The organism is Micromonospora peucetia (assembly GCF_900091625.1).
In the GTDB taxonomy this organism is placed as follows: Bacteria; Actinomycetota; Actinomycetes; order Mycobacteriales; family Micromonosporaceae; genus Micromonospora; species Micromonospora peucetia.
Map to the genome: position 1 here is coordinate 530,339 of NZ_FMIC01000002.1, position 19,363 is coordinate 549,701.

At 72.6% G+C, this 19,363-nt stretch carries 20 protein-coding genes; 8 read left to right on the forward strand and 12 right to left on the reverse strand.

The genetic code is table 11. The features are described from left to right. Positions 1 to 70 precede the first annotated feature (70 nt). The gene (locus tag GA0070608_RS02895) at positions 71 to 874 is read right to left on the reverse strand and encodes a fumarylacetoacetate hydrolase family protein (RefSeq protein WP_091621157.1); all 804 of its coding nucleotides are present in this window, start codon (positions 872 to 874) and stop codon (positions 71 to 73) included. Positions 875 to 1,066: 192 nt separating this feature from the next. Between GA0070608_RS02895 and GA0070608_RS02900 the strand changes: the two genes are divergently transcribed. Together GA0070608_RS02900 and GA0070608_RS02905 are read left to right on the forward strand one after the other, a co-directional pair. Then, positions 1,067 to 2,350 carry a hypothetical protein gene (locus tag GA0070608_RS02900; RefSeq protein WP_091621161.1) on the forward strand — a complete coding sequence of 428 codons (1,284 nt, stop codon included), beginning with the start codon at positions 1,067 to 1,069 and terminating at the stop codon, positions 2,348 to 2,350. Between the two features lie 72 nt (positions 2,351 to 2,422). Further along, complete coding sequence (locus GA0070608_RS02905; RefSeq protein ID WP_091621166.1) at positions 2,423 to 3,322, forward strand: 3-methyladenine DNA glycosylase; 900 nt, start codon at positions 2,423 to 2,425, stop codon at positions 3,320 to 3,322. Between the two features lie 117 nt (positions 3,323 to 3,439). Here the strand turns inward: GA0070608_RS02905 and arfB are convergent, their stop codons facing one another. The 8 genes from arfB to GA0070608_RS02945 form a co-directional block, all read right to left on the reverse strand. Further along, a complete protein-coding gene (gene arfB, locus GA0070608_RS02910; RefSeq protein ID WP_091621169.1) occupies positions 3,440 to 3,865 on the reverse strand; it encodes an alternative ribosome rescue aminoacyl-tRNA hydrolase ArfB in 426 nt (141 codons plus the stop codon). 9 nt (positions 3,866 to 3,874) lie between these two features. Further along, entirely contained in the window at positions 3,875 to 4,177 is a 303-nt protein-coding gene (locus tag GA0070608_RS02915) for a hypothetical protein (RefSeq protein ID WP_091621172.1), read from the reverse strand. 110 nt (positions 4,178 to 4,287) lie between these two features. After that, a complete protein-coding gene (locus GA0070608_RS02920; RefSeq protein WP_091621176.1) occupies positions 4,288 to 5,151 on the reverse strand; it encodes a S1C family serine protease in 864 nt (287 codons plus the stop codon). Between the two features lie 44 nt (positions 5,152 to 5,195). Then, on the reverse strand, positions 5,196 to 6,155 hold the full coding sequence (locus GA0070608_RS02925; RefSeq protein WP_091621182.1) for a VWA domain-containing protein: 960 nt from the start codon (positions 6,153 to 6,155) through the stop codon (positions 5,196 to 5,198). Further along, positions 6,152 to 7,138: a DUF58 domain-containing protein gene (locus GA0070608_RS02930; RefSeq protein ID WP_176733928.1), complete on the reverse strand. Its 987-nt coding sequence runs from the start codon at positions 7,136 to 7,138 to the stop codon at positions 6,152 to 6,154. The genes GA0070608_RS02925 and GA0070608_RS02930 overlap by 4 nt, the downstream gene beginning before the upstream one ends. Positions 7,139 to 7,167: 29 nt before the next feature. Continuing rightward, positions 7,168 to 8,217, reverse strand: coding sequence for an AAA family ATPase (locus GA0070608_RS02935; RefSeq protein WP_091621191.1), 1,050 nt, complete (start codon positions 8,215 to 8,217; stop codon positions 7,168 to 7,170). Positions 8,218 to 8,427: 210 nt separating this feature from the next. Next, positions 8,428 to 8,952, reverse strand: a complete 525-nt coding sequence (locus GA0070608_RS02940; protein WP_091621194.1) for a hypothetical protein — start codon at positions 8,950 to 8,952, stop codon at positions 8,428 to 8,430. 400 nt (positions 8,953 to 9,352) lie between these two features. Then, on the reverse strand, positions 9,353 to 10,132 hold the full coding sequence (locus GA0070608_RS02945; protein WP_091621200.1) for a transposase family protein: 780 nt from the start codon (positions 10,130 to 10,132) through the stop codon (positions 9,353 to 9,355). Between the two features lie 102 nt (positions 10,133 to 10,234). On the opposite strand from GA0070608_RS02945, the gene GA0070608_RS02950 reads away from it, so the two are divergent. Further along, positions 10,235 to 11,227: an endonuclease/exonuclease/phosphatase family protein gene (locus GA0070608_RS02950; RefSeq protein WP_245716064.1), complete on the forward strand. Its 993-nt coding sequence runs from the start codon at positions 10,235 to 10,237 to the stop codon at positions 11,225 to 11,227. Between the two features lie 18 nt (positions 11,228 to 11,245). Here the strand turns inward: GA0070608_RS02950 and cimA are convergent, their stop codons facing one another. Next, a complete protein-coding gene (gene cimA, locus GA0070608_RS02955) occupies positions 11,246 to 12,826 on the reverse strand; it encodes a citramalate synthase (protein ID WP_091621207.1) in 1,581 nt (526 codons plus the stop codon). A gap of 339 nt (positions 12,827 to 13,165) precedes the next feature. Here cimA and GA0070608_RS02960 point away from each other — a divergent pair, with 339 nt between their 5' ends. From GA0070608_RS02960 to GA0070608_RS02975, 4 genes are all read left to right on the forward strand, one after another. After that, entirely contained in the window at positions 13,166 to 13,726 is a 561-nt protein-coding gene (locus tag GA0070608_RS02960) for a peroxiredoxin (protein WP_091621211.1), read from the forward strand. 2 nt (positions 13,727 to 13,728) lie between these two features. Beyond that, the gene (gene ahpD / locus GA0070608_RS02965; RefSeq protein ID WP_091621214.1) at positions 13,729 to 14,259 is read left to right on the forward strand and encodes an alkylhydroperoxidase, AhpD family; all 531 of its coding nucleotides are present in this window, start codon (positions 13,729 to 13,731) and stop codon (positions 14,257 to 14,259) included. Positions 14,260 to 14,431: 172 nt separating this feature from the next. Further along, complete coding sequence (locus tag GA0070608_RS02970) at positions 14,432 to 14,890, forward strand: PRC-barrel domain-containing protein (protein ID WP_091621217.1); 459 nt, start codon at positions 14,432 to 14,434, stop codon at positions 14,888 to 14,890. Between the two features lie 30 nt (positions 14,891 to 14,920). Further along, complete coding sequence (locus tag GA0070608_RS02975) at positions 14,921 to 15,685, forward strand: tyrosine-protein phosphatase (RefSeq protein WP_281186176.1); 765 nt, start codon at positions 14,921 to 14,923, stop codon at positions 15,683 to 15,685. Positions 15,686 to 15,946: 261 nt separating this feature from the next. Here GA0070608_RS02975 and GA0070608_RS02980 read toward each other — a convergent pair whose 3' ends face one another. Continuing rightward, the gene (locus tag GA0070608_RS02980) at positions 15,947 to 17,044 is read right to left on the reverse strand and encodes a branched-chain amino acid aminotransferase (protein WP_091621220.1); all 1,098 of its coding nucleotides are present in this window, start codon (positions 17,042 to 17,044) and stop codon (positions 15,947 to 15,949) included. Positions 17,045 to 17,239: 195 nt separating this feature from the next. Continuing rightward, entirely contained in the window at positions 17,240 to 18,271 is a 1,032-nt protein-coding gene (locus tag GA0070608_RS02985) for a 3-isopropylmalate dehydrogenase (protein WP_091621222.1), read from the reverse strand. Positions 18,272 to 18,494: 223 nt separating this feature from the next. Between GA0070608_RS02985 and GA0070608_RS02990 the strand changes: the two genes are divergently transcribed. After that, positions 18,495 to 19,340 carry an FAD:protein FMN transferase gene (locus GA0070608_RS02990; RefSeq protein ID WP_091621224.1) on the forward strand — a complete coding sequence of 282 codons (846 nt, stop codon included), beginning with the start codon at positions 18,495 to 18,497 and terminating at the stop codon, positions 19,338 to 19,340. Positions 19,341 to 19,363: the final 23 nt, after the last annotated feature.

The window sequence follows — 19,363 nt, forward strand, 5'->3', positions numbered from 1 at the left end:
CCGGTGCCGGCGGGCCAAATCGAGCCCCCCATACCGCTCCTGAACAGCGGAAACAGGACCTCGACGCGAATCAGGCGACGGGCACCACCGGGTTGCTCAGCTCCCCGATCCCCTCGATCCGCACGCTGACCGTATCCCCCTCCACGAGCGGGCTAACCCCCGCGGGCGTGCCGGTGAGCACCACGTCGCCGGGGAGCAGCGTCATCACGTGCGAGACGTACGACACCAGGGCCGGCACGTCGAAGACCATGTCCCGGGTCCGGCCGAGCTGACGGACCTCCATCTCCTCGGGATTGCGACCCACCTCACAGCGGATCTCCAGGTCGCGGACGTCGAGCCCGGTGGTGATCCACGGTCCGATCGGGCAGAACGAGTCGAAGCCCTTGGCCCGGGTCCACTGGCCGTCGGAGTGCTGGAGGTCCCGGGCGGTGACGTCGTTGGCACAGGTGTAGCCGAAGATGGCCCGTTCGGCGGCGGCCCGGTCGGCCCGGCGGGCGCCCGGCGCGCCGATCACCACCGCCAGTTCGGCCTCGTGCTCGACCCGCTTGGAGAAGATCGGCAGCCGGATCGCGTCCCGGGGCCCGATCACGGAGGTGGACGGCTTGAGGAAGAGCAGCGGTTCCTTCGGCACCTCGCTGCCGTGCTCGGCGGCGTGCTCGGCGTAGTTGCGGCCGACGCAGACGACCTTGCTGGGCAGGATCGGCGAGAGCAGCCGGACGTCCGAGAGCGCCCAACGGGCACCGCTGAAGGTGATCTGGCCGAACGGATGACCCTCGATCTCGGCGATGGTCAGGCCCTGCGGACCCGCCTCCGACTCGCCCTCGACGGCCCCGAACGACATTCCCTTGGCATGAGCAAAACGAGCGATACGCACCAGGCCAATCTAGCCCCGGTGACCCGCGTCCCGGCCGAGGCGGCACGCAGGCGCACCCGGACGGCCGGGACACACCGGAAAACCGGGGAGGGCGCAGCCTACGCCGCCGGCCGTTCGCGGGAGCGCAGTTCCCGACTTCGTACCCGCCCGGCGTCGCCCCGCCCCTAGCGTCGGCTCCGGAGGTTCGTTCGTATGCCTGCATCGACACGACACCACAGGGCCCTCGCAGTGTTCGTACACTGCCTCGGCATTCTCGCCGCCGTGCCGGCACTGCCCGCGGCGGCCCCACCCGCGGCGGCCGCACAGCCACCACCGGCGGTCGCGCCGACCCCGGAACCGGCCATGCCGTCGGTGCCGCCCGCGGTGCCCACCCCGACCCGGGCCGCCCCGCCGGTGGCGAAGCCGCCCGTCACGGTCGCGGTGACGCCGGAGAGCACGCCGGCGCCGCGCTACCGGATCCAGGTCCGCAACAGCGGCGGCACGCCGGTGGACACCACCGTCCGGCAGGAACTGCCGGCCGGGGCCTCGGCGACCGCCATCACCGCCGGGGGCCGGGCCACCCGGACCGCCGGGCAGTCGGCGACCGAGGTGACCTGGCAGCTCAAGTTGCCCGCCCGTAGCACCACCACCCTGGGCACGGCGCTCACCACCGCAGCCCCGGACCGGCCGCTGACCGCGCCGGCCTGCGCCTTCGCCCGCGACGGCAGCCGGCCGTACGACTGCGCGACCGGGACCTGGAAGGCGGCCGTGCCGGCCGCCGCGCCCGAACGGCCCGAGACGCCGCCGTGGCAGCGGACGCCGGTGCTGCTGGCCGGGCTGGGCGTCGTGCTGGTGCTCGCGCTGGGCGGGGCCTGGATCTGGCGCCGGCGGCGGCGCCGACCGGTCGCCGCTGCCCTCTCCGACGGGCCGGGGACGGTCTACCCGCGGCCGGCCACGCCGCGCCCGGAGCAGATCCGCCGAAGGCCGTCCGTCTGGCTGATCGTCCCGGTGGCCGCCGTGGTGCTGGCCGGCACGGTGGGCACCGCCGCCTGGACGGCCACCCGGCAGGTCGCCGACATCGACACCGACAGCCAGCCGACCAGCGGCGCCTGGTTCGGCCAGGGGGTCAACGGTGCCGTCGGGGAGCCGCTGCGCGAGTCGGCGTTCGAGTTCACCGTGTACCGCGTCGCGTGCGAGCCGGGCGGGGCGGCCCGGCAGTGCGAGGCCACCGTCGGGGTCCGCAACCTCACCCCGGAGCAGCAGAGCTGGCACGGGCGGCTGCAACGGGCGTACCTGCCGGACGGCAACTTCGTCAGCACCGACGAGCAGGCGACGCGGACCGCCAACCAGGGCCGGGACGTCTTCGCCCAGCCGATGGCGGCCGGCAGCCGGACCGTGCTGCCGCTGGTCTTCACGGTCGACGGGAAGGCGCCGCCGGAGCAGTTGGAACTGCGCAGCGGGGTGTTCTCCGCCGGGGTCCGGGTGGACGTGCCCTGACCGGGCACCGGGCGGCGGTCGTACCCTTGGCCCCGTGACCGCCGCCCTCGCCCCGACCGCCCGCGAGCAGCCGTGACCAGCATCCCGGCGGCGTGCTGGCTTCCCCTCCTGGAAACTCACGAGAAGCGCGCCGACTCCCTCACCGCGGGCCACCGCGCCCGCAAGACCACGAGGGAACGCCACGCGATCGATGACTTCTTGTACGACTACTACGGCACCAGGCCCGCCGCCCTCCGAAGGTGGCACCCGGGCGTGGGCATCTCCCTGGAACCAGGACCGAACGGCTCTGCCCCACACCGGCAGTGGCGCTGGTACGCCACGGACGCGGACGGGGTCGTGACCTTCGACGTCGCGGCGTTCCTCGCCGACCGGGCCGAGTCGGTGCGCTTCATCCACCGACTGCTGTCCGCGATCGCGTCGCGACCAGCCTTCACCGGCTGCCTCGGCCTGCACGAGTGGGCGATGGTGTACCGCCAACGTGAGCATCGGCATCCACTCCCCCTGCGACTCGGGCAGGAGGGCACTGACGCGGTAGTCGAGTCTCACCAGATCCGCTGCACGCACTTCGATGCGTTCCGGTTCTTCACCCCGGAGGCAGTCAGCTTGAACCGGCTCCAACCCACGAGGGAGAGCCAGGTGGAGCTTGACCAACCGGGCTGCCTGCACGCCTCGATGGACTGCCACAAGTGGGCAACCAAGCTGGGCCCCGCGGTTCCGGGGGACCTGGCGCTCGACTGCTTCGAGTTGGCGAGGGACATTCGACTACTCGACATGCAGGCGTCCCCGTACGACCTCTCCTCGTACGGGGAACCGGCGGTGGCCATCGAGACACCGGAGGGCAAGGCCGGGTACGTGGCTCGTCAACGCGAGTTCTCGCAGCGTGCCGGCCAGCTACGCGCCCGGCTGATCGCTGTCTGCGCGGCGCTGCTCGAGAGAGCGGAGCCGCCGGCAAGGGAAGCGGCGCGTTCGTAGGCCAGGGTGAGTTCGGCGAGGACGCCGTCGGCAGGGTGCTGACGGCCCTCGAGTGTTCTGGATGACCACCGACCCGCGTGCCGCACGAATGTCGAGATGCGTACGCCGCTCGCGCGGTCAGTCGCCGTCGACGCGGCGGTCCCGCTTGCGCTGTGACCGGCGCTTCTTCTCGGCCAGCCGGCGTTCCTTCGCCCCACGTGACGGGCGGGTGGGCCGGCGGGGCGGTGGCGGCGGGGCGGTGGCCTCACGCAGCAGCGCGGCCAGCCGTTCCCGGGCGGCCTCCCGGTTGGCCAACTGCGCCCGGTGCTCGCTGGCGGTGACGGTGAGCACCCCATCGACCAGCCGGCCCGCCAGCCGCTCCAGCGCCCGCGCCCGCAGCGGCTCGGGCACGCCCGTTGAGCCGGCCAGGTCGAAGCTCAGCTCGACCCGCGAGTCGGTGGTGTTGACGCCCTGGCCACCGGGCCCGGACGACCGGGAGAAGCGTTCCCGCAGCTCGGCTGCGGGAACGGTCCATCGCTCGGTCACCCGTAGTCCGTCGTCCACCCCCCGAGGCTAACGCCCCGCCCGGACGCTCGGAGTCGCGGACGGGCTCGGGGTCGGGTCGGGTGGGGCGGGCTCACCGTCGGAGCCGGCGGCGGCGTACGCGACCGCCCCGATCAGCAGCAGGGCGATCACCCCGATCTTCGTGGTGGCCACTTTGATCAGCAGCCACGCGGCGCTCCGGGCGCCGGGCACGGTCTTCTTGACGGTCTGGTAGTCGGCCCACCCACGTCGCGCCCGGGCATACGCCGACCCCACACCGGTACCGATCAACAGGCCCACCAGCAGGAGGACCACGATTCCAGGACGCTCCACCCACGCCAGTATCCATACTCAGCGTGATATTTCCATTGGCCGATCATTTCGCGCCGGGTATCCGACAGTTTTCACATTCCTGAGCCCTCGGATAAGGGCGTGCGGGCAGCTCAGCCGCCCTTTCCGATGATCGTGTCGGCGGTCTGCTGCACCTGTTCGATAGGAATGGCGAAGCCGATCCCGATCGAGCCGTTGCCGTCGATCGTGGCGATGGCGGTGTTCACCCCGACCACCTCACCGCGCGCGTTGACCAACGGGCCGCCCGAGTTGCCCGGGTTGATGGAAGCGTCGGTCTGCACGGCGGTGTGCCGGTTGTCGCCGAGGCGTACCTGCCGGTCCAGGGCGCTGACGATGCCGGCGGTGACGGTGCCGGGCAGCCCCAGCGGGGAGCCGACCGCCAGCACCGGCTCGCCCACCCGGGTCGATCCCGGCTTGGCCAGCGGCAGCGCCGCCAGGCCGGCCGACGGCGGCACCCGGAGCACGGCGAGATCGCTGCGCGGCTCCCGGCCGACCACCTCGGCGGCGAACCGCCGCCCGTCCGGCAGTTCCACCGTCACCGAGCCGCTGCGCCCCTTGGCCAGGATGTGGTCGTTGGTGATGATGTGCTGCTGGTCGTCGACCGCGAAGCCGGAACCGGTGGCGGAGGCGCCACCGGCTCCGCCCACGAGCACCGAGACCACCCCCGGAACGGTCTTCCCGGCCGCGGTCACCAGCTCCGCCGGGACCGGGGCCGCCGAGGCCGCCGCCGGGCCGGGGGCGGCGTCGCGGCCGGCCACGACGCCGCCGGCCACCGCGCCGGAAACCGTCGACAGGGCCACCACGGCCAGCCCCGCCAGCAGCCGCCCACGCGGGCGCCACCGGCCCGGACCACCCTCCGGTCCGGGCCCGTCCCACCGGCCCCGGCCATCCGGATCCAGCTCCGGGGAGATGAACCAGGGGCCGCGCGGTTCGCCCAGCCCGGTCTGCACTGCCATGCGTACGCTCCTCACGTGTCCTTCTCGACGGTGGCCGTTCGGATTCAGGGCAGCCGGGAGAACCAGCGCATCGAGCCGGCCGCGGCGCCCATGGCGAGCACCAGTCCGAGACCGATGAAGCGGGCCGAGACGTCCTGCCGTTCCGTGCGGTAGCCGACCGAGGTGCCGATGTCCTCGTAGACGGCACGCAGCTCGTCGCTGGTGCTGGCCTCGTGGAAGACACCCCCGGTCTCCTCGGCGACCGCGCGCAGGGTCTGCCCGTCGACGGGCACCTGGATCGGCCGGCCGCCCCGGTCCACCGTGCCGCCCGGGGTGCCGAACGAGATGGTGTGCACCGGCACCTTCATGTCGATCGCCTCGGACGCCGCCTCCATCGGGTCCATGCCGGAGGTGTTCGCCCCGTCGGAGAGCAGGATGATCCGGGCCGGCGGTGGGTCCTTCGCCGCCTCGCTGTCGAAGCCCTTCACCGCGCCGAGCGAGGTGCTGATGGCCTCGCCGATGGCGGTGCCCTGCACCCCGGTGGCCCCCTCGACCAGCCGCTCGATCCCCTCGTGCAGCGCCTCCCGGTCGGTGCTGGGCGGCACCAGCACCGCCGCGCTGCCGGCGAACGCGACCAGCCCGACGTTGAACTCGTCAGGCAGGCCGTCGACGAAGCGCCGGGCGGACTCCTTGGCGGCGCTGAGCCGGTCCGGCTCCACGTCGCCGGCGAGCATCGAGGTGGAGACGTCGACGGCGACCATCACCGTTGCCCGTTCCCGGGGCACCCGCACCTCCGCCGTGGGCCGGGCGAAACCGACCACCAGCAGCGCCAGCATGGCCAGGAAGAGCCCGGCCGGCACGTGCCGCCGCCAGGCCGGGCGGTGCGGCGCCACCCGGTCGAGCAGCCGCAGGTTGGTGAACCGGACGGCGTAGCGGCTGCGTCGGCGCTGCATCAGCAGGTAGCCGGCGGCCAGGGCGAACACCCCGAGCAGGAGCCAGAGCCGGGCGGGCGACTGCCAGATCACACCGCACCTCCCCGCGCGGTCCCGGCCGGGGCCGCCGCGAGCCGCCGCTGCGCGTGCACGTGCCGCACGATGTCGGCGCCCCAGTCCCGGTCGGTGCGCAGCGGCAGGTGGGTGGCCCCGCTGCGGCGCAGCGCCTGGCGTACCTGGTCGCGCTGGGCGGTCGCGGCGTCCGCGTAGCGTTCGCGCAGCGTGCGGTCGCCGGTCCAGACCTCGCGCCGCTGCCCGGTCTCCGGGTCGACCAGGGTGACCAGGCCGACATCCGGCAGCTCCAGCTCCCGGGGGTCGGTGACCTCCACGGCGAGCACCTGGTGCCGCACGGCGAGGCGGCGCAGCGGGGCCTCCCAGGTGGGTGCCTGCCCGGGGTCGTCGGGCAGCCCGTCGAGGAAGTCCGAGACCACCACGACGAGCCCGCGACGCAGCGCCACCCGCTGCACGGCGGCCAGCCCGTCGGCCAGATCGGGACCCGCCGGCGCCGGGTCGCCCCCGTCGTGGCCACCGACGCGCGGGGCGGTCAGCAGTGCCCGGAGCAGCCCGAACAGGTGGGTACGGCCGCTGCGGGGCGGAAACCTGCGCAGCCCGCCCGGGCCGAGCACCTGCGCGCCGAGGCGGTTGCCCACACCGCCGGTGAGAAAGCCGACCGCCGCGACGGCCGCCACCGCCAACTCCCGCTTGTCCAGTTCGGCGGTGCCGTACTCCATGCTGGGGCTCGCGTCGACCAGCAGCCAGGTGGTCAGCTCCCGGTCGGCGTCGACCTCGCGTACGTGCGGGACCGTGGTGCGGGCGGTCACCGCCCAGTCCATCCGGCGCACCTCGTCCTCACCGGGGCGGTACTCCCGGCTGCCGGCGGGTTCACTGCCCGGCCCGGGCAGCAGGCCGCGGTACCGGCCGTGCAGCAGCCCGTCCAGCCGGCGGGTGACGGTCAGCTCCAGCCGGCGCAACCGCCGGTCTCCGGTGAGGTCGGCCAGTCCCGGATCGGCCGGCACGGTCGCCGGTGCGGCGGCCCCGCGCCACCTCATGCCGCCGCCAGATCGGCCGCGTGTTCCGGATGGATGGTGGCGACGCGGGGCGGCGGCACGGCCTCGACCAGCCGCCGGACCACCGCCTCGGCGGCCACCCCGTCGGCGACCGCGTCGAAGGAGAGCACCAACCGGTGGGCGAGCACGTCGACGGCCAGTTCACGGACGTCCTCGGGCAGCACGTACTCGCGTCCGCGCAGCAGTGCCTGGGCCCGCGCGGCGGCGACCAGGCCGAGGGTGGCCCGGGGACTCGCCCCGTAGGCGAGCAACGGGGCGATCTCGGGCAGGCCGAACCGACCCGGGTCCCGGGTGGCGAGGATGAGCCGGACCACGTACTCGGCGAGGGCGTGGTGTACGAAGACGTGGCCGGCGCGGGCCTGGAGCTCCCGTAGTCGCTGCGGGTCGAGCACCCGACGGGCGGTGGGCCGCTCGGCGCTCATCCGGTAGAGGATGGCGAGTTCGTCGGCGTCGCTCGGGTAGTCGACGACGACCTTCATCAGGAACCGGTCGCGCTGCGCCTCCGGCAGCTGGTAGACCCCCTCGGACTCGATCGGGTTCTGGGTGGCCAGCACCAGGAACGGCTCCGGTACGGGATAGCTGCGCCCACCGATGGAGACCTGACGCTCGGCCATCGCCTCCAGCAGGGCCGACTGCACCTTGGCCGGGGCCCGGTTGATCTCGTCGGCGAGCACCAGGTTCGCCATGATCGGGCCCAGCTCGATGTCGAAGTTCTCCCGTGACGCCCGGTAGATCCTGGTGCCGACGATGTCGGAGGGGACGAGGTCCGGGGTGAACTGGATCCGGGAGAAGGTGCCACCCACCACGGTGGCCAGGGTCTGGGCGGCGAGCGTCTTGGCCACCCCGGGCACGCCCTCCAGCAGGCAGTGCCCGTCCGCGATGAGGGAGGTGAGCAGGCGCTCGACGAGCCGATCCTGCCCGACGATCACGCGTTTGACCTCGAAGAGCGTCTGTTCCAGGTCGGCCGCGGTCGCGTCCGGATCGACCGGGCGGGGCACGCTGGCCAGGGTGTCCGAGATGTCCGTCACGGTGCTTGCTTCCCGTGGCGGCGGTCGGACAAACGTCGGATTAACCGCGCCGGGACGGTCCTTACCGCCCCGAACCGGGACGAGCCTCCCGCCCCGACAGAGACGGTGCCGACCCCCGCCCCTCGGCAAGCACCAGCACCGCCCGAAAGGAAGGGCCCCCTGTTACGCCTGGCGCGGCGGTTCCAAAGGGCCCTTCCTTGCATCTGTGGGTCAGTTGGCGACGACCAGGTGGAAGGGCCGGTCGGACGGGCCTCCGGACGAGTTGCGGGTCTGGACGAAGACCGCGTTCGGCGTCTGGAGCCGCGGCGCGACGGAGATCTCGCCGCCCGGCGGCACGTTGAACGGGTCGATGGTGCCGATGGTCGCGTGGATCGCCTTCAGCGAGACGTTGTAGTTGAACAGGACCTGGTACTGCCCGGGGCCGTACCGGGTGGCGGACACCACCTCGGGCGAGCCGCGGAGCAGGATGCCGCCGCTGGTGACGGCGGCGGACGCGACGGTGCCCGGCGTGGTCGCCAGCGCGGACGGGCCCTGCGCCAGCGCGGCCTTGGCCTTGGCGGCCTCGGCGGGGGTCACGGCGGGCTGGCTGCCGGAGCCGGGCTGACGGGCCGGCTGGGCAACCTCGGCGGGCGTCTGCGCCGCCGGCTGGGCGACGGCGATCCCGCCTCCGGCCAGGGTGAGCGCCAGCGCGGCGAAGGCCACCGCCACCGCCTTGCGTCGGAAGAGTGTGGTCATGACAGGTCTCCCTTTTGTTGACCGTGCAGATTCGACCGCTCCCACCGATCGCGGGACGGCTGATTTCCATTTCTTGGGCCGAGGAGAAAAGAGCGACAACCGCCTGGAAGCCCGCACTTCAGGCCGCACCCTAGATGTTGTCATCTCAACAATTTCCACCAGCCCTGAGCAGGCATTACTACTCAGAGCTTCGACGTCTCAACCCAATGGAACGTAGCACCGCAAAAAGCCAGACGTCAATAGTTGATCACACCTTGTCAATCGCCTGGACCTGCGTCGCTGAATTGTGAAAAGCGAGGGTTGAAACACTCACAAATATGTGGCGCACACATGATCGGGGCCGCTGGCTAAGGGACGTCTCGTAACTGGGTGAAGGCGTTGCCTGGGACGGGGTCGGCGGTCAGCCGGCGAGGATGATGTTGTGGAGGTTGGCGATGCCGGAAGCGGCGTCGGCCAATGTGTGGGCGGCGCGGCGGTAGTCGCGCAGGATCTTGAAGCACTTCATCCTGGCCAGGGCGTGTTCGACCCCCGCTCGGACGGTGCGGTGTTCGACGTTGAGGGCTTCCTTCCAGGTCGGCAGCGAGCTGCCGTCGGCGGGCTTGCGGTACGGCATGATCACCTCGGGGTTACCTCGGTAGCCGCCGTCGGCCATCACCGGCCGCCCGTTCAGCTTCTGGTCGATGTCTGAGGTGCGGTAGACGATCGTGTCGTTGCGGTTGCCCGGCTGCGGATCGCCAACGGCGATGACCAGGCGGGTGCTGGCGTCGATGGCGACCTGCAGGTTCGTCGAGTAGCGGTAGTTCTTGCTGCGGGCGGCCAGGCGGTGATCGCGGGTGGGGATCAGGGTGCCGTCGACGATGGCGATCTGTTCGACCGGCCGTTTACGCACTGGTGCCAGGGCCAGTAGCGGCGCGAGGGTGTCGATGACCCGGTGCGCCGCGGAGTGCGACACCCCGAACAGCGGGCCGATCTGCCGCATCGTCAGGTTCGTACGCCAGTAGGCGGCCACCAGCAACACCCGATCCGGGAGGTCGAGGGCCCACTGCCGGCCCGGCCGGCCGTCGGCGATGCCGTCACCGCCGCGCTCGGCGACCAGCCGGACCAGCCTGCGGAACTGGGCGGGCTGCAACCCGGTGAACGGAAAGACCCACTCCGGACGGGCTGCCGAGATCACCTGCACCCCACCATGATCCACGATGGACGCGAGACCCAGTTACGAGACGTCCCTTAAGCACTCGACCGGACCGCCCCCGGTGGGCGGAGCCACTATCCTCCAGCCGTGATCACCGAGGCCCCCCGACGGGCGACGAAGCACCGGACGACGCGGCTACGGACCGCGCTCTGCTGGGCCGCCGTCGCACCCGGAGTCGCCTGGGCGGCCGTACGCCTCGGCGGCCTCGACCGGGGGCCGTTGGTGCAACTGCTCGCCTTCACCCCGTACGCCGCCGCTGGGAGCCTGCTGCCACTGGTGCTCGCGCTCGCCCTGCGGCGCCGCTGGCCGGCGGTGGTCGCGGCGCTGGCCATGGCGACCCTGGTGGCTGTGGTGGCGCCTCGGGCCCTGCCGTCCGACCAGCCCCCGGCCACCGGGCCGACGGTGCGGCTGCTGACCGCCAACCTGCTCGCCGGGGCCGGTGACACGCGGGCGCTGGTCGACCTGGTCCGGCGCCACCGGGTGGACGTGCTCGCCGTGCAGGAATTCACCCCGGACGCCGAGGCGGAGCTGGACCTGCTCGGCCTGGACCGGCTGCTCCCCCACCGGCAGCTCGGCCCGCAGCTCGGCACCGTCGGCTCCGGCCTCTACGCGCGGTTCCCGATCGGCGAGGGCGGCGTCCGGCGCAATCGCGGCGGCTGGGGCTTCGACCAGGCCTACGGCACGGTGTCGGTGCCCGGGGCGCCGGCGGTACGGGTCGAGTCGGCGCACCCGTCGGCCCCGTACGCGGTGGACCAGGTCGGCCACTGGCGCGCCGACCTGGCGGCACAGCCGCCCGCCACCCCGGACGGGCCGCTGCGGATCCTCGCCGGCGACTTCAACGCCACCCTCGACCACGCTCCGCTGCGCGCCCTGCTGGACACCGGCTACGTCGACGCCGCCGACCAGGTCGGCGCGGGCCTGGTCGGCACCTGGGGGCCATACGACGGGGACCCGATCCCGCCGGTGACCATCGACCACGTCCTGGTCGACCGGCGGATAGCCGTGCGGGCGGTGGCCGTGCACCGGATGCCGGGCAGCGACCACCGTGCCGTCCTGGCCGAGCTGCGCCTCCCGGCCGGGTGAAGCCCCAGCCGGGCCGGTTCAGACGCGGGCGCGGTCGAGGCCGTAGGTGAGCGCGTCGACGAGGGCGTGCCAGGACGCCTCGACGACGTTGGGGTGCACGCCGACCGTGGTCCAGTCCCGGCCGGTGCCGTCGGCGGTCTCCAGCAGCACCCGGGTCACCGCGCCGGTGCCGTGGGTGCCCTCCAGGATCCGCACCTTGTAGTCGGCCAGCTCGAAGTCGCGCAGCTCCGGGTAGTGCCGGGTCAGCCCGGCCCGCAGCGCCTCGTCCAGGGCGTTGACCGGACCGTTGCCCTCCGCGGTGGCGATGACCCGCTCCCCACGTACGCGGATCTTGACGGTCGCCTCGGAGACCACCGCGCCGTCCTCCCGGTGCTCGACCAGCACCCGGTACGACTCCAGCGCGAACGGCCTGGCGGGCGCGGTGTCCAGCTCCGAGCGGACCAGCAGCTCGAACGACGCGTCGGCGGCCTCGAACGACCAGCCGCCGGCCTCCAACTCCTTGACCCGCCGGGTGACCCGTGACAGCGCCTCCGGATGGCCGGCCAGGTCCAGGCCGAGCTCGCGGCTCTTGAGCTCGACGCTGGCCCGGCCGGCCATCTCGGTGATGAGGATCCGCATGTCGTTGCCCACCACCTGTGGGTCCACGTGGTTGTAGAGCAGCGGATCCACTTTGATCGCGCTCGCGTGCAGCCCCGCCTTGTGGGCGAAGGCCGCAGCCCCGACGTAGGCCTGGTGGGTGTCGGGGGCGATGTTGGCGATCTCGGCGATGGCGTGGGAGACCCGCACCATCTGCCCCAGGCAGCCCTCCGGTAGGACGGGCAGCCCGAGCTTGAGCTGGAGGTTGGCGACGACGGCGAAGATGTCCGCGTTGCCGGGGCGCTCGCCGTAGCCGTTGGCGGTGCCCTGGAAGTGGCGTACCCCCGCCTCCACGGCGGCGACGGTGTTGGCCACGGCGCAGGCCGTGTCGTTCTGGCAGTGGATGCCGAGCAGTTCCGGGCCGACGCCCAGCCGCGCGGTCAGGTCGGCGATGGCGGCGGTCACCTGGGAGGGCAGCATCCCGCCGTTGGTGTCACAGAGCACCATCCGTTCGGCGCCCGCGGCGAGCGCGGTCTCCACCACGGCGGCGGTGTACGCCGGATCGAACCGGTAGCCGTCGAAGAAGTGCTCCCCGTCGACGAAGACCCGGCGTCCCTCGGCCACCAGGTGCGTCACCGTGTCGTGGATCATCGCCAGGTTCTCGGCCGCGGTGGTGCGCAGCGCCCGCTCGACGTGCCGCAGGTCCGCCTTGGCGACCAGGGCGACGGCCGGCGTCTGCGCGTCGAGCAGGCCGCGGACCTGCGGGTCCTCGCCGACGGCCAGCCCGGCCCGTCGGGTGGCCCCGAACGCGACCAGCAGCGCGTGTCTCAGGTCGAGTTCGGTGCGCGCCCGGCGGAAGAACTCGGTGTCCTTCGGCACGGCGCCCGGCCAGCCACCCTCGATGAAGCCGACCCCGAACTCGTCGAGCAGCCGGGCCACCGCGAGCTTGTCGACCACCGAGTAGCTGAGCCCCTCACGCTGGGCGCCGTCGCGCAGCGTGGTGTCGTACACCTGGAACGTCATCAGGGAGTCCTTTCGAGAGCAACAAAAAGACCTCCCGCGGTGCGGGAGGTCTGCGCGCTCGGCGGAGGGAGAGGCCGGCGCGCTAGGTGCGAATAATCAGGTGGGTGCTGGTCACGATCGCCACTCTGCCACCCGGACCCCCGTTTTGGGAGGCAGAACCCACATGGCGGGACGGTGACAGAGGGTCGCGGTACCGCACCGAGGGCGGTTCGCCAGCACAACGCGCCGCTCGTGATCGACTTCACAAGTCACCCGGCCGCCACCAGGCAGAAACGACGGTGCGGAAGAATCTGGAACTGATCCAGTTTATCGGCCTCGTGCCGCTGCCAAGGAGGACCTGTGCTCACTGTCGGTGACCGCTTCCCCGAGTACGAACTCACCGCCTGCGTGTCGCTGGACGCCGACAAGGCGTTCGAGTCGATCAACCACAAGTCCCACCAGGGCAAGTGGCGGGTCGTCTTCTTCTGGCCGAAGGACTTCACCTTCGTCTGCCCGACCGAGATCGCGGAGTTCGGCCGGCTGAACGAGGAGTTCGCCGACCGCGACGCCCAGGTCCTCGGCGTGTCGGTGGACAACGAGTTCGTCCACCACGCGTGGCGCAAGGACCACCCGGACCTGCGCGACCTCCCGTTCCCGATGCTCAGCGACATCAAGCGCGAGCTGACCGCCGACTGCGGCGTGCTCGGCGAGGACGGCGTGGCCCAGCGGGCCACCTTCATCGTCGACCCGGACAACGAGATCCAGTTCGTCATGGTGACCGCCGGTTCGGTCGGCCGGAACGTCTCCGAGGTGCTGCGGGTGCTCGACGCCCTGCAGACCGACGAGCTCTGCCCGTGCAACTGGAACAAGGGCGGCGACACCCTGGACGCCACCAAGCTCCTCGCCGGCGCCGGAGCCTGACCATGGGCCTGGACGTCATCAAGGCGGCTCTGCCCGAGTACGCCAAGGACATCAAGCTCAACCTCAGCTCCACCATCGCCACCAGCACGCTGAAGCCGGAGCAGGCCTGGGGCACCGCCCTGGCCTGTGCCGTCGCGGCGCGCAACCCGGTGGTGCTGCGCGAGATCGCGGCCGAGGCGGCCAGCCACCTCGGACCGGAGGCGGTCGAGGCGGCCAAGGGCGCCGCCGCGATCATGGCGATGAACAACGTCTACTACCGGGCCAAGCACCTGATCGGCGACGATCAGTACCAGTCGATCCCGGCCCGACTGCGGATGCAGATCATCGCCAAGCCGGGCGTCGACAAGGCCGACTTCGAGCTGTGGTGCCTGGCGGTCTCGGCGATCACCGGCTGCGGGGTCTGCCTGGAGTCGCACGAGAAGACCCTGCGCAACGCGGGCTTCAGCCGCGAGCAGGTGCACGAGGGGCTGCGCATCGCCGCCGTCGTGCACGCCGCCGCGGTCACCCTGGACGCCCAGGCCGCGCTCGCCTGACGCGTACGCCCCGACGGGCCGGAGCCGCACCGCGGCCCCGGCCCGTCGCCGTCTCCAGTGGCGGCCCCGGCTGCCCGCCGTTTCCGGTGGCGACCGCCCGGGTAGCTCCTCGAAGAGACGAGACACCCGGACCGGCGAGACGACTGGCGACAGTCGGGGCAGGAGTTGTCAGATGGACAGGCTCGACCCGCACAGCACCCACGGCAGCCCGGACCCGCTACGCGGCGGCGGCCAGGGCGAGTTCGCCGGGAGCGCCCCGCCCGGCACGTTCGACCCGTGGCGTTACCGGGACACCGCGAGGATCGCCGACGCCGACCTGGTCGGCTACAAGGTCGAGGCCACCGACGGCGGCATCGGCAAGATCGACAGCGCCAGCCACGAGGTCAACGACAGCTACCTGGTGGTGGACACCGGGCCGTGGATCTTCGGCCGGAAGGTCATGATCCCGGCCGGCACCGTCAACCACGTCGACCACGACGAGCGCAAGGTGTACGTCGACCGGAGCAAGGACCAGATCAAGGCCGCCCCGGAGTACGACGAGACCGCCGACACCGACCCCACCTACCGGGACCGGCTCGGCGGCTACTACGACGAGACGTACTCGGCCATCCCGCCCGGCACCGCCCGCTAGCCGACACCGGCGCGCGACGGCCTCCCGTGGATCGCGGGAGGCCGTTACCGTGTCAGCGTGGACGCCACCGAGGTCGGTCGCAGGATCCCCTTCTCCGCGATGTTCAACTTCCGTGACGTGGGCGGGCACTCCGGCCACGACGGTCGCACGGTGCGCCGGGGGCGGCTCTACCGCTCCGACTCGCTGCACCGTATCGACGACACCGACCGGGAGGCGTTCGCCGCCCTCGGCATTCGCACGGTCATCGACCTGCGCCGCCCGTACGAAGTGGAACGCGACGGCCGCGTCCCCCACTTCGACGGCCTGACCTGGCGCAACATCCACCCGGAGCACGCGGAGTGGGGCGAGCGGCCCTACCGTCCCGGCACCGACCTGGCCCGCTACCTGGCCGACCGGTACGCCGACCTCGCCGAGACCGGCACCGTCGGGATCGCCGAGGCGATCGGACTGATCGCCGACTCCGCCAACACCCCCGCGGTCGTGCACTGTGTCGCCGGCAAGGACCGCACGGGCATCGTCTGTGGGCTCACCCTCGCGGTGCTCGGTGTCGGTGACGACGACATCGTCGCCGACTACGCCCTGAGCACCGAGGCCGGCGAGCGGTACCGCGCCTGGTTCGAGGCCACCGGCCGGAAGACCGGGCAGATCCTGCCGGTGCTGACCTGCCCCGCCGAGGCCATGACGCTCTTCCTCGCCGAACTGCGGGAGGCGCACGGCTCGATCGAGGGCTACCTGCACCACGCCGGCGTCACCGAGCCCCAACTCGCCGCCCTCCGCACCCACCTCCTGACCTAACTCGACGCCCCGCCCCGCGCTGTGCCGCGATCTTGCAGTTTCTGCCCCGGAAATGCGCAGTATGGACGAAATATCCGGGCGTAAAGTGCAAGATCGGCGCGCGGTGGGATGGGGCGGGGCAGCGCGGTGGGATGGGGCGGGGCAGCGGAGCGGTGGGTGGGTGGGTGGGCGGCATGGTGGTTTGGCGACGACGCCCCCGCGCCGGGGGCGCGAGGGCGTCGTCGGTCGTACGTTCAGGTCAGAGAGGTCGTACGTTCAGGGTCAGAGGATGCGTCGGACCCAGCTGTGCGGGTCGGCGGTCTTGCCCCGCTGGAGGTCTACGAGCTGCTGACGCAGGGCCATGGTGACCCGCCCCGGCCCGCCGCCGCCGACCAGGAACTCACCGTCGGGGAAGCGCACCTGACCGATCGGAGTGACCACGGCGGCGGTGCCGCAGGCGAACACCTCGCGGAGCCGGCCGCTCGCGGCATCCGCCTGCCAGTCGGCGAAGCTCACCGGGCGCTCCTCGATCCGGTGCCCGGCGTTGGCGGCCAGGGTGAGCACCGACTCCCGGGTGATGCCGGGCAGGATCGTGCCGGTCAGCGGCGGGGTGACCACTGTGTCGTCATCGTAGACGAAGAACACGTTCATGCCGCCCAGCTCGTCGACGAAGCGGCGCTCCACCGCGTCCAGGAAGACCACCTGGTCGCAGCCGTGCTCGATCGCCTCGGCCTGAGCCGCCAGCGAGGCGGCGTAGTTGCCGCCGCACTTCGCCGCGCCGGTGCCGCCCGGGGCGGCGCGGGTGTAGTCCGGGGAGACCCAGACCGTCACCGGCTTCACGCCGCCGGAGAAGTAGGCGCCGGCCGGCGAGGCGATCACCACGTAGAGGTACTCGTTGGCCGGCCGGACGCCGAGGAACACCTCGCTGGCGAACATGAACGGCCGCAGGTAGAGGCTGCTGTCCTCGATCTCGGGGATCCAGCCCTGGTCGACCTCGACAAGCTTGCGCAGCGACTCGACGAACGCCTCCTCGGGCAGCACCGGCATCGCCATCCGCCGGGCGGAGGTGGCGAACCTGGCGGCGTTGGCCTCCGGGCGGAACATGGTGACGCCGCCGTCGGCCGTCCGGTAGGCCTTCAGCCCCTCGAAGATCTCCTGCGCGTAGTGCAGCACCGCGGCGGCCGGGTCCATCGGGATCGGCGCGCGCGCCTCGACCCGGGCGTCGTACCAGCCCTTGCCGTCGGCGTAGCGGATGGTGACCATGTGGTCGGTGAAGACCCGACCGAAGCCCGGGTTGGCCAGCAGGGCGGCCCGGTCGGCGGCGGATACCGGCGCGGGATTCGGACGGATCTCGAAGTCGAGCTTGTCACCACCGCTCATCGCGCTGACCTCCCTGCGGGACTACGGCACACGGGTCCGCATGCCGAGAATTCTGGTGCGAGAAACTTACCCCGAACGGTCGTTCAGCGGGTAGCGCGCCCGGGCGTACCGGCAGCGCCGGACGGGTGGACGCCGCCGGGCCGGGGTGCGGCCGGGCGGCGGATTCGGGACCTCGGGGTGGGGTGGCCGGCGGCCTCAGGAGGTGGCGTACCCGGCCAGCCGGTCGCCGACCTCCTCGGTGCGCAGTGCCACGCCCGGGGTCCGCCCGGCCAGCTCCGCGCCCACCGCCGCGGTGACCCGGGCTGCGGCGTCGGCGTGCCCGAGCTGGTCGAGCAGCAGGGCCGCCGAGAGTACGGCCGCGACCGGGTCGGCCACGCCGCGACCGGCGATGTCCGGTGCCGAGCCGTGTACCGGCTCGAACATCGAGGGGTACGCCCTCTCAGGGTTGATGCTGCCGCTGGCGGCCAGCCCGATCCCACCGGTGACCGCGGCGGCGATGTCGGTGAGGATGTCGCCGAACAGGTTGTCGGTGACCACCACGTCGTAGCGCTGGGGCTGGGTGACCAGGAACATCGCGGCGGCGTCGACGTGCTGGTACTCCGTGGTCACGTCGGGGTACTCGGCGGCGACGGCCTCGAACGCGCGCGCCCACAGCGAGCCGGCATGGGTGAGCACGTTGGTCTTGTGCACGAGGGTGACCTTGCGCCGCTCCCGGCGCGAGGCGCGGGCGAAGGCGTCGCGGATCACCCGCTCCACCCCGTACCGGGTGTTCAGGCTCTCCTCGGTGGCGATCTCGGCCGGGGTGCCCCGGTGCAGCGCGCCACCGGCGCCCGCGTACAGGCCCTCGGTGCCCTCACGGACCACGACCAGGTCGACCTCGCCGGGCTTGACGCTCGCCAGCGGCCCGCCCACGCCGGGCCAGAGCCGCGACGGGCGCAGGTTGACGTACTGGTCGAAGGCGAAGCGCAGCTTGAGCAGCAGCCCTCGCTCCAGCACCCCGGGCGGGACGGTCGGGTCGCCGACGGCGCCGAGCAGGATCGCGTCGTGCCCGGCCAGCTCGGCCAGCACGGAGTCGGGCAGCACCTCGCCGGTGCGGTGCCAGCGGGCGGCGCCGAGGTCGTACCCAGTGGCGTCCACCCCCGGCAGCACGGCGTCGATGACCTTGCGGGCCTGCGCGACCACCTCGGGTCCGATCCCGTCCCCAGCCACCACCGCGATCCGTGCCACGTCGCTGTGCTCCCTCGCCTCGCCGTTTCGTCCGACCGTACGCCGCCGTCCCGTCTCCCGGTACGAACCTTCCAGCATTTGGGAAACGATGATGCACAGGATGCTCCCAGGTGGCATTCATGGTGGGGTCATCTCCGCTGCCTAGCGTGGTGACAAGCGGGTCAACGGGGGCCCGTGACGGAGGCCGTGAGGACGCGGCCGGCGTCAGCAAGGGAGCAGCGTCATGCGGATCGACCAGCAGCCACGGACCCGCTGGGTGGACCAGTCGGCCTTCCAGCCGCGCCGGCCGGACCTGCGGCTCGGCGCCCGCAGCCACCGCATGGACCGGCCCGGCACGGTCAGCGGGGACCGGATCGCCGTCCAACACACCGTGCGGACCTCGACGGCGGAATACTCGTTGATGCTCAACGCCCCCGAGTGGCTGGGCCATCGCGGCGTCGGGGAGGCGCTGCGGGACGCGGTGGCGGAACTGCGGGCCATCGACCTCACCTACGGTCCGGCCCGGCCGGAAAGCCTGGTCTCCCGGCTGCGCCGGGGCGAGATCAGCCCCGACTCGTACCCGCCGCTGGCCGACCTCGTGGACCGCTGCGCGGCGATGCGGGCGGCCACCGACGGCTGGTTCGACGCCTGGGCGGTGCCCGGCGGCTTCGACCCCGGCGGCCTGCTCGGCGGATGGGCGGTGGAGCGGGCCGCCGCCCGGCTGCGCGCCGCCGGCGTCCATGACTACGCCGTGCTCACCGGCGCCGACCTGGTCGTACGCGGGCACGCCGCGCACGGCGGCCCGTGGCGGGTGGCGGTGCACCACCCGGCGGACCGGCACCGGGCGCCGCTGGTGCTGGAGATGACGGCAGGTGCGGTCGGCACGTCGGGGGTGAGCGGCCGGCAGGGGCACGTGGTGGACCCGCACACCGGCGAGCCGGCCGATCAGCTGGTCGCCGCGACGGTCGTCGGGCCGGACCTCGCCGTCGCCGACGCCTACGCCACCGCGCTCTACGCCGCCGGGCCGGCCGGGCTGGCCTGGTTCCGCAACGGGTCGGACTACCGCGCGCTCTTCGCCCACCGCCGCTGAGCCCACCGCTGCCGCGTCCACCG

Coding starts and splice junctions, on each gene's coding strand:
- ahpD (WP_091621214.1), top strand. CDS start 13,729: ATGGGCCTGGACGTCATCAAGGCGGCTCTGCCCGAGTACGCCAAGGAC.
- GA0070608_RS02900 (WP_091621161.1), top strand. CDS start 1,067: ATGCCTGCATCGACACGACACCACAGGGCCCTCGCAGTGTTCGTACAC.
- GA0070608_RS02990 (WP_091621224.1), top strand. CDS start 18,495: ATGCGGATCGACCAGCAGCCACGGACCCGCTGGGTGGACCAGTCGGCC.
- GA0070608_RS02920 (WP_091621176.1), bottom strand. CDS start 5,151: ATGGCAGTGCAGACCGGGCTGGGCGAACCGCGCGGCCCCTGGTTCATC.
- GA0070608_RS02980 (WP_091621220.1), bottom strand. CDS start 17,044: ATGAGCGGTGGTGACAAGCTCGACTTCGAGATCCGTCCGAATCCCGCG.
- GA0070608_RS02940 (WP_091621194.1), bottom strand. CDS start 8,952: ATGACCACACTCTTCCGACGCAAGGCGGTGGCGGTGGCCTTCGCCGCG.
- GA0070608_RS02970 (WP_091621217.1), top strand. CDS start 14,432: ATGGACAGGCTCGACCCGCACAGCACCCACGGCAGCCCGGACCCGCTA.
- cimA (WP_091621207.1), bottom strand. CDS start 12,826: ATGACGTTCCAGGTGTACGACACCACGCTGCGCGACGGCGCCCAGCGT.